A 12,476-nucleotide genomic window follows, 5' to 3' on the forward strand; every position below is an offset into this window, starting at 1 on the left:
TATAGGTTACTACTGCATTTGGTGTTCCACTGAAAGTTACTGTTCCTGTAGTACCCTCGCAAATAGTAATCGATCCTGAAATAGTAACTGCCGGTAGTGGCAATACATAAATATGGAAAGATGTCACACCATCAATGGTTGAATCGGTATTGTCTTCCATACGAATCCAAATCTCTTCGCCGTTGGTTCCAAGATAAGCGTTGTCAGGAGAAATAGCTCCCGTGTCGTTATCCGCATCAGCTTGAGTATGATGATACGTTATTGTATAACCTGTTTGATTGCTAGCTACATCATTACTCAATGCAGAAAAATCAAAAATAGCTACACCAGAACCCGACGCGTTCTCACATAAAGTGATGTCTGCTGGGGCAACTGGATTAGCGCCACACTGATTGATTATTAAATCAAAAGTTTTCAAGACATAACAAGAGTTCTCGAAATTTTTAACTTTTACCCAAACCGTAGTTAATGGTGCTAAAGTAGAGTAAATTGGTCCGATTTGATTCAACTCATCTAAAGCATCTTGTTCAGACAAATAATAAGTCGCATAATAAATACTTTGATCAACGAAATCATCATTTATAGATAAATCAAAATCTACGGGTATACCATTATTATCACATTGAATGATATCGTCTGGCTCCCCAACAATCATTTCCGGATAAAACTCAATGAGAACATCATCCGTCAAAGAACAACTAGTTCCTGTATTGGACGCTGTAACTGCATATAATCCAGGTTCTGTAACCACAATTGAAGGTCCTGTTTCTGTAGCTAAAACATTTCCATCTTGAGACCAAACAAAAGTATACTGTGCTGGATTTAAGCCTGTATCTAGAACTCTTGTATCGCCATAACAAAGTGCTGTTCCTGCCGACAAAGTCAATGAATCACCAAGATTAGCCTGACCAACATTAAATGATCCTGCTCCAATAAATACAGCTGAATCCCATGAATTATCTCGTAAATCGGATACCGCTAGTTTAATATGATACGCTCTTCCTGGAATTACTGGTGATGAAGCCTGCATTAATACCAATTGACCATCGAACACAATTGCAGAACCTGCCGCGTTGTATTGCTCAAAATATTCCGGGTTTGCACCACCACAAGATTGTCCATTATCCGGATGCACATTAGTAACTAATATTGGCGTCGAAGTACCTGGCAAAACTGCTAAATTGGTTTTGACATTGGTAACCAAATCAGTTAATATAAACACAAAGGCATCGGAATAGTTACACTCAAAACTTCCCCCGTCATATTCTTCCGAAGCAAAGATAAAATCGAAACTCATGGAATTGGTAAGCGGTACGAAGTCAAACTCTAACTTACTAGCATTGTTTGATTGATCAGTTTCAAATCCAGGCACCGCATTAACAATTGACTGTATATCTGTATCTCCTACCCATGCAGAATTCCCTCCTGAAGATGTTGGAGCAGCCGGTCCTGGCACTGCAGTCAGAGCCCCGCTTGTCAAAACAACACCTGCTGTCATTGGAAATCCAGGATTCGTATTCTGAAAAACACCAACACCATTAACAGAACCAAAGTTTGTCCCGGTAGTAATTGTATGATTACTCGTTGAAACACAAGGCGTATCCATCAAAACATCAACCAACTGCTGCGCAGTATAGGATCCGTTAACGGTTACTGCCTGAGAATATCCCCCGAAACTGGCTATCAGGAGCAATAGTAACAGAAAGTAATTCTTTTTCATATAGTATAATTTAGTTGTGTATGGGCAATCATAAAAACTTAACATCATCATAATGTTAATTTTTCCTTTAAAAATGCCAAATATACTTAATCAGCAATTATATCTTTGTTAAATTTGCAAAAAATCACAAAATCATGTTAAAAGTTACAATAAAAGAGACTCAGAATCCGACGATTATGAAATTTGAGTTTCCGGAATTCATAACCAAAAATCAAAATTTCGAGTTTAAAAATATCGATGAAACTACTTCTTCCCCATTAGCCAAGAAGTTATTTTACCTTCCTTTTGTTAAAACGGTATATATCTCAGGAAATTTTGTAGCGATTGAAAAATTTTCAATTGTAGAATGGGACGAAGTAAAAGAATTGGTTGCCGAAGAAATTGAAACCTTTGTAGATAAAGGCGGAAAAATCATCAACGTTGAAGAATCTTCCACCAAAAAAGTTCCGGTTACCGTTTATAGCGAAACGACGCCAAATCCTTCTGTGATGAAATTTGTAGCCAGCAAAATGTTGACCAAAACGATGGTGGAGTCCAAAAGCATAGATGAAACTGCAGCTTCACCTTTGGCGAAAGAATTGTTTCAATTTCCGTTCGTAAAAGAAGTTTTTATTGACGAAAATTACGTTTCCATTACCAAATATGATATTGCAGAATGGATGGAAATCACCCAAGAAATAAGGGGTTTCATCAAAAATTACATTGAAGACGGCAAAACCGTAATCGACGAAACCCAAATCGTAAAAACCACTTCCCACGAAAAGCAACAGGAAGCTTATTTTGAAAATTTAGATGCTACTTCACAGCAAATCATCAATATATTGGAAGAATATGTAAAACCGGCAGTACAATCTGACGGTGGTAATATCGCTTTCCAATCCTTTGACGAAACCGAGCGCAAAGTAAAAGTGGTTTTACAAGGTGCTTGTAGCGGTTGTCCATCCTCAACCTTTACATTGAAAAACGGTATTGAAAACATGTTGCGCGAAATGTTACACGATTCGAGCATTAAAGTAGAAGCAGTAAACGGTTAATTTATAGTTTTGTAAGCTTTGATTTTCAAAAATTACTTCCTAACTTTAGATTCTTAACTTTAAATAATCGAAATTATGGGAGTATTAAAAGTAATTGAAATCCTTTCCAGTTCTGAAACCAGTTGGGAAGAAGCTGTTCGAAAAGGCGTGGCTGAAGCATCGAAAACCTTAAAACACATCCGTTCCGTATACATTCAAGAGCAAAGCGCTGTTGTAAACGATGAAGGGAAAGTAACCGAATTCCGAGTAAACATGAAACTCACTTTTGAAATCAAATAGTTTTCAAAAACAACGTATCTTTAAGCGTCCGATTGGGACGCTTTTTTTTTTTGCACTTATGAACGAATTACACTTAGAAACCAGCCCATATTTATTACAACACGCCAGCAATCCGATTCATTGGAAAGCGTGGAATGACAACAGTCTTGAATCCGCTAAAACCGAAAATAAATTACTGATTATCAGCGTAGGATATTCGGCCTGTCATTGGTGTCATGTGATGGAACACGAAAGTTTTGAAGATGATAGTGTTGCCGAAGTAATGAACAACAGCTTCATTTCCATCAAAGTAGACCGAGAAGAACGACCGGACGTGGATGCTGTGTACATGAAAGCGGTTCAGCTGATGACCAAGCAAGGCGGTTGGCCTTTAAATGTAGTTTGTTTACCAGACGGACGACCGGTTTGGGGCGGCACCTATTTCGGAAAAGATGATTGGATGGACAGTTTACAGCAATTGCAAAATCTCTACGAAAACAATCCTGAAAAGATGGTGGACTATGCAGAAAAACTACATCAAGGCATCCAGGTTTTAAGCGTCGTGGAAAAAAATCCGTCTGACACTCCTTTGAACACTGAAGACCTCAAACCATTAATTGACAAATGGCGCAAAAGTTTTGATTGGGAATTTGGCGGTTATTCGCGAGCTCCAAAATTCATGATGCCAAACAATTACCTGTTTTTACAACGTTATGGTTTTCAAAAAAAAGACACCGAATTACTTGATTTCGTCGATTTGACCTTAACCCGAATGGCGTATGGTGGCTTGTTCGACACTGTTGATGGCGGTTTCAGCCGTTATTCTGTGGATATGAAATGGCATGTACCACATTTTGAGAAGATGTTGTACGACAATGGTCAGTTAATCACTTTATATTCGGAAGCCTACAAACGGACAAAAAATCCAATTTACAAAGAGGTTATCGAAAAAACATTCGCTTTTGTCGAACGAGAGCTGACAACTCCGGAAGGCGCGTTCTTTTCCGCATTAGATGCTGATAGTATCAACGAAATTGGCGAATTGGAAGAAGGCGCTTTTTACGTTTGGAAAAAAGAACAACTCCAACAGATTTTACAAGACGATCTCGCCTTGTTTTCCGAAGTTTTTAATATCAACGATTTTGGCTATTGGGAACACGACAATTATGTTTTGATTCAAAAGCAATCGTTAAAAAAAATCGCCTCACAATTTAACTTGAGTGAAACCGAATTGCAGCAGAAGAAAAAAAACTGGGAACAATTGCTTTTTACAGTACGAGAAAACCGCCCAAAACCAAGATTGGATGACAAATCACTAACCTCTTGGAACGCCATTATGACAAAAGGTTTTGCAGAAGCTTACAAAGCTTTAGGAAATGTAAAGTTTCTTGAGACGGCCGAAAAAAATGCACAATTCATTCTTGAAAGACAATGGTCGGAACAAGGCCATTTGTGGCATTCCTACAAAAACGGAAAAAGTACTATTGAAGGTTTTTTAGAAGATTACGCGCTGACTATTGAAGCCTTTATTTCGCTGTATCAAGCCACACTAAACGAAACGTATCTGCATCACGCCAAACAACTGACCGATTATTGTTTTGAACATTTTTACGATTCCGACAAACAGTTTTTCGCCTTCAATTCAAAAAAAAGCAAACAACTCATAGCCGAACATTTTGAAACGGAAGACAACGTTATTCCGGCTTCCAATTCGGTAATGGCGAACAATTTGTATCTGTTAAGCATTTTGTTTCACAATACGTATTACGAAAAAACGGCATTCCAGATGCTGCACAACATGATTCCGTATATGGATTATCCGTCCGCGTTTTCGAACTGGCTGAATCTGTGGCTGAATTTATCCGGTCAACAACAGGAATTGGCTGTTTGTGGTTCAGAAGCACTTGCATCGGTTCAAACTTTAAATAAGGAATATCTTCCTCATGTTTTTCTTGCCGGAAATACTTTAGAAAGCAATATTCCTTTTCTACAAAACAGGTTTGAACAAGCCAAGGAGTTGTTTTATATTTGCCGCAACAAAAGCTGCCAGATGCCTTTAACTTCTTTGAAAGAAACTATAGCAGCAATCCAATTGTAAAATTCTATGGAAATTCAAAAAATAGATAACCTGTTCGCGCATTACTTCAATTTTTTAATTGACTATTCCCCGAGAGCGGTTTCGGCCATCATCATTTTGATTGTTGGTATTTGGGGTATCAAAATCACTCGAAAAATAGTCGAGCGGATAATGATTAAAAGAGAATTGGAACCCACTTTGATCCAGTTCGCTTCAGATATTCTAATTTGGGGACTTCGTATTTTACTTTTCGTTACGGTAATTTCCCGATTAGGCATTGAAACTTCTTCTTTTGTTGCCATTTTAGGAGCCATCGGATTGGCAGTTGGTATGTCATTACAAGGTTCGCTATCCAATTTTGCCGGCGGGATGTTGATTATTCTATTCAAACCATTTAAAGTTGGTGATAATATTGAAGCTTTAGCCGAAACCGGAAAAGTGATTGAAATTCACATCTTCACCACAAAAATCCTGACTTCCAACAATCAAATTGTGTATTTACCGAACGGCATTCTTTCAAATGGAAAAATTAAAAATTACTCGCAGATGGACATTCGTCGCAGTGATTTATTGGTTCGCACCAAATACGATTCTGACATCAAAACCGTGAAAGAAAATTTAGAAGCGATTGTCGCCGGAAATCCGAAAGTACTGAAAAAGCCAGCTCCGGAAGTTACCGTTCATGAATTAGCAGAAGCTACCGTTAATTTTAGCGTAAAAATTTGGGTGAAAAATGGTGATTTTGCCAAAGTAAATTCTGAAATTTTGGCGCAAAGCAAAGAATTTGTTACGCTTTAGATTTGGTTGTCAGTACAAAATCTTTCAAATAAAAAGGTTCAAAATAAGCCACGTCTACAAAATCTTTCTTCTGAAATTTTTCAAAAGACATCCTACTCATTTCGTTTGCGGACGGATAAATGACTTCATCGTGAAAAATAACATTTTCTGAAGTCAGAACCGTTTTACATTTTGAAGCACCATCACCCACCAAATGCAGTTTTTCTTCTGAATTGGAATAGCTGTTTTCGTCAATAATTTCAGCTTTTGTTTCCTCTTTTTTCTCGTAAGATGAATTGAACGTTGCCGAAAAAACTTCCATACGACGGGCATCAATCATCGGAACAATTATTTCGCCATCTTCAACCTGAATTTTTCTAGCTAAAGCTTCCAAAGTATCGGTTGCCAATAAAGGAAGATTTAGAGCATAACTCAAACCTTTTGCCGCCGAAACTCCGATACGCAATCCGGTGTAAGAACCCGGCCCATGACTTACCGCAACGGCTTTTAAATCCTGAAATGTAATTCCGGCTTGTTGCAACGCCTGCTCGATGAACACATGTAGTTTTTCAGCATGGGAATAGCCTTCTTCCGCCACTTCAAGACAAACGATTGTTTTGCCGTCAAGCGCAACACTCACTGAACAATTTTTAGTAGCCGTTTCAAGATTTAAAATATAAGTCATAATCTTAATTTGTTGCAAAGATAGCGGATTGACGGGGAAACAAAAAATCCAGACCTTAGCCTGGATTCTTGAATACTATATCTGAAAATTATTTCTTCTCTTTTTCTTCGGCTCCTTTAGCCTTAATCGTTACTTTATCGCCTGGCATCAACTCTTTGGTTACCATAGTGTAAGGACCGACGATGACAACATCGCCTTTTTTCAGTCCGGAAAGCACTTCAATATTGGTGTCGTCCTGAATTCCGGTTTTGATGATGCGGATTTTGGCTTTATCACCTTCTTTCACAAAAACACATTCGAATTTCTTATCGGTTGAGCCTTTCACTTTCTCTTCCTGTTGTTTTTCCAACTCTTCCATTACATCTTTTTTCACGGAAGACGTATCTGATTTCATTACTACAGCACTAATCGGAACTGCTAAAATATTTTCTTTTCTTGTCGTGATAATATCTACAGTAGCCGTCATACCTGGACGGAATGGCGAGAAATTAGCTGGTTTTCCTTCCATTAAATCTTGATATGATTCTTTCAGAATACGAACTTTTACTTTGAAATTCGTTACCTGATCTGCGGTTGTAGTCGCTGTAGAGGAATTGGAGATACTCGTTACAATTCCTTTGAATTCTTTCTTCAAATAAGCATCCACTTCAATTTTAGCTTCGTCTCCAATACTGATTTTAACGATGTCGTTTTCGTTCACATCCACTTCCACTTCCATGTTATTCAGGTTTGCGACGCGTAACAATTCGGTTCCAGCCATTTGCTGAGTTCCTAAAACACGCTCTCCCAACTCTACATCCAACTTGGAAATGGTTCCGTCAGCCGGAGCATAAATTGTGGTTCTTCCTAAATTATCTTTCGCTTCGGTTACAGTTGCCGAGGCACTTTGCACGTTGTAATAAGCCGATTGTTTGCTCGCCTGAGCCACTTCGTAGGAAGAAACCACTTTGTCCCATTCGGATTTGGAAATTACTCCTTTTTCGAACAAACGCTTGTTACGGTCATAATTCGCTTTGGCTTCTTTTAACTGAGCATCTGCCTGGCTTAACCCTGCTTTGGTAGTAGATAAGGATGCAACGGTTCTGTTCACACCAGACACATAAATATCCGGATTGATTTTCACCAACAAATCACCTTTTTTAACCGTTTGTCCTTCTTTAATCGGCAAATCAATGATTTCTCCGGATACTTCGGATGATATTTTAACTTCTACTTCCGGTTGGATTTTTCCGGTAGCCGATACGGTTTCCACGATGGTTATCGCATCAATTTTAGCCGTTTCTACTTCTTTTCCTTCATCTTTCTTTCCTACAACGCCTGCTTTGCTTAAAACAAGTAAAAGCACAATCAGTCCAACGGCTCCGAATAATAAAAATTTTGTTCTCTTTGTCATGGTTATTGTTTTTTGTAAAGTGGAATTCCGAAGTAGAATTCTAATATTTTGGTTCTGAAAATATAATCGTATTTGGTTCGCAATACTTCTGATTGCGCATTCACGTACAAGGTTTGTGCCTGATTGAAATCGAAAACATTCATCAAGCCTACTTCGTAACGGTCTTTGGCGTAATTGAAAGCTTGTTCTCTAGATTCTAACGTAGCAACTGCCGCTTCGTATGATTTTAAAGCACCTTTGGTATCGGTGTAAGCGGTATAAACGGTACGTTCTAAATCCAATTCGCTTTGTTCTAAGGCAATTTTGGAACGCTCCAACGCTACTTTTGAACGCTGTACGTTGTTTCGCACGGAGAATCCATTAAAAATAGGAACATTTAATGAAAGACCAAAATTCTGCCCTTTGTTCTCACTAAATTGGTCAAAAACTGATTTTGGTTTTCCTAATACAGGAGAAAAATTAGGCTGCATTACCAACTGATTCGTTCCATCCACAAATCCGATTACCGAATTAGGGTTAGCAGCATCTTGCTCAAATCCAACGACTCTATCGGCATAAGCGGCACGCGTACTAAAACTGTAAAATCCTTGTAACGTAGGCTGATAAGCTCCACGCGCAATTTTCAAATCACTTTCGGCAATACTTACGTTATTAGCTGCCAAAAGAATTTCAGTTCTATTTTGCTTGGCTTTTTCGTATACTGTTTTAGCTTCTTCTAAAAGTACGGTGCTGTTTTCTACCGGAACTTCGGCATCGGCAATGTCAAAATCCTGAAATTCGTCCAATTGCAGCAATTGTGCTAAACTCAATTTGGAAATCAACAGCGCATTTTCCGCAGCAATTAAACGTTGGTTATCGGTTGCTACAGTCGCTTTTGCATCTAACAGATCGCCTTTCGGAACAACACCAGCATCAACCAATTCTTGAGTTCTTTCTTGTTGCTTGGTATCATAAGCCAATTGCTCCTGCTGCACTTTCAAATTTTCTTTGTTGAAAATAATCTGCAGATAAGCATTAACCACATTCAAAGACACATCTTCCTGCATCTTGGTCAGCTGATACTGCGACGAAATAATGCTCAAATTTGCTTTTCGCAACTGATTCTGATTTTGCAATCCTTTGTAAATATCAACACCAACATTTACACCTGCAGAGGTAAACTGTGTCGTCTGGTTTTCCAACAAACCGGTGGTAATGTTCTGGTTTAAACCAATATTCCAGGAATGCGATGCTTGTCCGTTTATCGAAGGGTAAAAATTACCGATAGCATCTTTTTTATTAATCTCGGTTACTTGTTTGTCTAACTCAGAATTTTTAATGGAAATATTCTTTTGTAAGGCATATTCAACGCATTCGTCGAGCGTCCATTTTTTAGCTGTTTGTGCCTGCGACTGATACGTCACAAACAACAAACCGGTTAGCAGCCATTTTGCTGCAGAGAAACTTTTCATAGGCTTTCAATTGAAAAGAGCTATACAAAGATAGTAGTTTGCGTGTAATCTCTTATTCGTAAAACAAATTAGACGCATTTCCGTACAAAAAGTTACAGCGTGAACCAATAAAAATTTTACATTTACACCGATTTACACTAACGATTTATGAAATCCTATCTAACTGTCTTTTCGGTATTTTTTGCACTTTTTACTTTAATCAGCTGTTCATCGGCTAAAAAAATTGAAGCTTTAAAACCTACACCTAGCGATAATTCCCCGATGGTTTACAAAACCACCACTTCATTTGTTGCCATGCCGGTTGAAGTCCCGATTAAAGAAGTCGAAAACCAACTGAACAAAGTTTTAACCGGATTAATTTATAACGACAGTATCATTGCCGACGACAATACCGAGATGAAAATCTGGAAACAGGCTCCTGTAAAATTAAGCGAGAAAGACGGCAAAATCGAATCGGTTTTACCCATGAAAATCTGGATTCGCGTAAAATATGGCACCGAATATCTAGGTTTAAACGACAAGAAGGATATCACGCTAAACGGAACCATCAAATTACTGAGTGACGCCAAATTATCGAATTGGAAACTGTCTACTACTTCGGTTATTCAGGATTTTGAATGGAGCGAAAGTCCGTCCATTGAGGTAAAAGGGCGCCACATTCCGATTACGTATCTTGTAAATCCTACGCTACGCATTTTTAAAGCTAAAATCGCCAAAAAAATTGACGATGCCATCAACAAATCGACTGATTTTAAGCCTCAGGTTTTAGGCGTGTTAGAAAAACTAAGTACGCCGTTTATCACAAGTGAACAATACGAAACCTGGTTCAAATTGATTCCGACAGAATTGTATGTTACCGATGCTGTTCTATCCAAAAATAAAATCACGATGGATATGGGCTTAAAATGCAGCATGCAAACCATCGTCGGGCAACAACCACTGAATACGTTCAAAAAAGAAAATATTGTTCTGAAACCGGTATCCAAAATGCCGAATAAAGTTGAAGCCACTGTTGCTGCTGTTTCAACTTACGAAAGTGCTTCCCGAATTCTGACCAAAAACTTCCAGGGGCAAACTTTTGCTTCCGGAAGTCGAAAAATAACGGTTCAAAAAGTGGATTTATGGCACAAAGACGGCAAAATGATTATTGCTTTAGACATGTTGGGAAGCGTAAACGGAACCATTTATTTGTCCGGATTCCCGAATTATAATGCTGTGACCAAGGAAATCTATTTCGATCAGATGGATTATGTTTTGAACACCAAAGGTGCGCTAACCAAAACGGCCAACTGGCTTTTAAGCGGGATGATTTTACGCAAAATTCAGGAGAGCTGTCGGTACTCCATCAAAGGAAATTTAGATGAAGGAAAGAAAAATATGGAGCCGTATCTCAACAATTATTCTCCGATGAAAGGTGTTTTTGTAAACGGAAATCTCAGTGATTTTGTCTTTGATAAAGTGGAACTAACCGACAAAGCCATCATTGCTTTCATCAAAACTTCAGGACAAATGTCTGTAAAAATTGACGGCATGGAATAAACAAAAAAGCAGTGTTGAACACTGCTTTTTTTATTTTGATTCGTTTTTCTTCTTTCCGTATTTCAATCGGTAAATGGCATAACCTATTGTAGCCACAAGGATGTAAGGAATCGCCATCAAATAGACAATCCCGTCATTTACAGCTTCGGGCAACACACCAGATTCTTCACTTTCCAAAGCAGCACGGCACATCGCACATTGCGCTTGCACATCAGAAGTCAATCCAATTAAAAAAACCGCAACAAGCAGCAACTTTATAGTGTTAATGCGCATAATACGGTGAAATCATTAAATAAACCACAACACCAGTAACAGCAACATACAACCACAACGGAAAAGTAATTTTTGCTATCTTTTTATGGCGTTCAAAATTACCCGCCAACGCTCTCACATAGGTAATCAGTACAAAAGGAATGATTACAACGGACAGCAAAATATGTGTCAGCAAAATAATAATATACAATAATCTTGATTTCCCAACAGCAATCGCTTCTTCGGCTTCTAAGACACCATTATGATCAATGTCTCCGAAAACGGTTGAATCAGATGTCATATGATATGCCACATACATTCCCAAGAAAGCCACAGAACAGCCAATCGCAATTTTCACCAAACGCTCGTGAAGTTTACGGTTTCCATTTTTGATAGCCCACACAGCAACCAACAACAATACCGCTGTTATACCATTTATAGTGGCGTAGATTGGTGGTAAAAAAGAAAGTGGTTCTACATCAAAACCAAAATCTTTCAACTTGACTTTAAACAATATTGCCACTACTAATGGAATAGCTACCGACAACACTACAATCCATTTATTGTATTTTTTTTCTACTGATTGCTCCATTATTCTTCCATTAATTTCTTAATATCTTCTTTTAACATGTCGATGCCAGGTTGTTCTAAACCGTCGTAATACAAAATCGGATTATCGAATTCGTCTTTACGACAACGGATATTTCCTTCTTTATCCACCAAGGCAAACATACCAGAATGTTCAAAACCTCCAGCTACATTTGAATTTTCACCTGCATATAAATTGAATCCAGTTTGAGCCAATTTGTAAATATAGTCTTTATCACCCGTTAAGAAATGCCAATTGTAGTGCTTCACGCCTAATTGCTCAGCGTGTTTTTTCAATTGCTCCGATGTATCGGTTTTGGGGTCGATGGTAATGGATGCAATTCCGAAATCTGGTTTTCCGTAGAACTCTTTTTGCAGTTGCAACATGTTTTGATTCATACGCGGACAAATCGTCGGGCACGTGGAAAAGAAAAATTCGACTACATATACTTTTCCCAAATAATCTTCATTGGAAATTTTCTTGTTGTTCTGGTCTGTCAGGGCAAACTTCGGAACGGGTCCAACCGTATGCATGTCTGATTTCTGAAATTTGGCTACGATTTTTGGTACTGCCCAAATCCCGAACAGCAGAATAATAAAAGATATTCCGATATACGATTTATTTTTCATATTAAATTTTTCGCTTGTTGTTTCGTTTAAGAGCCAAACGGTATTCGGCTAAAATTACTTTCACATCATCTG

12 protein-coding genes are annotated in these 12,476 nt (G+C 38.3%); 5 read left to right on the forward strand and 7 right to left on the reverse strand.

Features of this window, described 5'->3' with window-relative positions:
- On the reverse strand, nt 1-1,720 hold a 1,720-nt coding region (locus RUH60_RS10895), incomplete at its 3' end, for a choice-of-anchor L domain-containing protein (protein WP_313808231.1).
- A gap of 134 nt (nt 1,721-1,854) precedes the next feature.
- Here RUH60_RS10895 and RUH60_RS10900 point away from each other — a divergent pair.
- From RUH60_RS10900 to RUH60_RS10915, 4 genes are all read left to right on the forward strand, one after another.
- Complete coding sequence (locus tag RUH60_RS10900) at nt 1,855-2,754, forward strand: NifU family protein (protein WP_313808233.1); 900 nt, start codon at nt 1,855-1,857, stop codon at nt 2,752-2,754.
- Between the two features lie 75 nt (nt 2,755-2,829).
- Nucleotides 2,830-3,033 (forward strand): dodecin family protein, encoded by a 204-nt coding sequence (locus RUH60_RS10905; RefSeq protein ID WP_313808235.1) that lies wholly within the window; start codon nt 2,830-2,832, stop codon nt 3,031-3,033.
- Between the two features lie 58 nt (nt 3,034-3,091).
- Nucleotides 3,092-5,110: a thioredoxin domain-containing protein gene (locus tag RUH60_RS10910; protein ID WP_313808237.1), complete on the forward strand. Its 2,019-nt coding sequence runs from the start codon at nt 3,092-3,094 to the stop codon at nt 5,108-5,110.
- 6 nt (nt 5,111-5,116) lie between these two features.
- Nucleotides 5,117-5,887, forward strand: a complete 771-nt coding sequence (locus tag RUH60_RS10915) for a mechanosensitive ion channel domain-containing protein (RefSeq protein WP_313808239.1) — start codon at nt 5,117-5,119, stop codon at nt 5,885-5,887.
- Here RUH60_RS10915 and tsaB read toward each other — a convergent pair.
- The 3 genes from tsaB to RUH60_RS10930 all read right to left on the reverse strand — a co-directional run bounded on the left by tsaB (nt 5,877) and on the right by RUH60_RS10930 (nt 9,395).
- Complete coding sequence (tsaB, locus tag RUH60_RS10920) at nt 5,877-6,551, reverse strand: tRNA (adenosine(37)-N6)-threonylcarbamoyltransferase complex dimerization subunit type 1 TsaB (RefSeq protein ID WP_313808240.1); 675 nt, start codon at nt 6,549-6,551, stop codon at nt 5,877-5,879. The two genes, RUH60_RS10915 and tsaB, sit on opposite strands and share 11 nt — an antisense overlap.
- An 88-nt stretch (nt 6,552-6,639) precedes the next feature.
- Nucleotides 6,640-7,944, reverse strand: coding sequence for an efflux RND transporter periplasmic adaptor subunit (locus RUH60_RS10925; RefSeq protein WP_313808242.1), 1,305 nt, complete (start codon nt 7,942-7,944; stop codon nt 6,640-6,642).
- Between the two features lie 2 nt (nt 7,945-7,946).
- Complete coding sequence (locus RUH60_RS10930; RefSeq protein ID WP_313808244.1) at nt 7,947-9,395, reverse strand: TolC family protein; 1,449 nt, start codon at nt 9,393-9,395, stop codon at nt 7,947-7,949.
- Between the two features lie 147 nt (nt 9,396-9,542).
- Between RUH60_RS10930 and RUH60_RS10935 the strand changes: the two genes are divergently transcribed.
- The gene (locus tag RUH60_RS10935) at nt 9,543-10,934 is read left to right on the forward strand and encodes a DUF4403 family protein (RefSeq protein ID WP_313808246.1); all 1,392 of its coding nucleotides are present in this window, start codon (nt 9,543-9,545) and stop codon (nt 10,932-10,934) included.
- Nucleotides 10,935-10,964: 30 nt separating this feature from the next.
- Here RUH60_RS10935 and RUH60_RS10940 read toward each other — a convergent pair whose 3' ends face one another.
- The 3 genes from RUH60_RS10940 to RUH60_RS10950 are packed head-to-tail and all read right to left on the reverse strand — an operon-like array spanning nt 10,965 to nt 12,404.
- Entirely contained in the window at nt 10,965-11,207 is a 243-nt protein-coding gene (locus RUH60_RS10940) for a hypothetical protein (protein ID WP_313808248.1), read from the reverse strand.
- On the reverse strand, nt 11,197-11,778 hold the full coding sequence (locus RUH60_RS10945; protein WP_313808250.1) for a DUF420 domain-containing protein: 582 nt from the start codon (nt 11,776-11,778) through the stop codon (nt 11,197-11,199). Before RUH60_RS10945 ends, RUH60_RS10940 begins: the two co-directional genes overlap by 11 nt.
- The gene (locus RUH60_RS10950; protein WP_313808252.1) at nt 11,778-12,404 is read right to left on the reverse strand and encodes an SCO family protein; all 627 of its coding nucleotides are present in this window, start codon (nt 12,402-12,404) and stop codon (nt 11,778-11,780) included. The genes RUH60_RS10945 and RUH60_RS10950 overlap by 1 nt, the downstream gene beginning before the upstream one ends.
- Nucleotides 12,405-12,476: the final 72 nt, after the last annotated feature.

Origin of the sequence: Flavobacterium sp. (genome assembly GCF_032153895.1) — a bacterium.
GTDB lineage: Bacteria > Bacteroidota > Bacteroidia > Flavobacteriales > Flavobacteriaceae > Flavobacterium.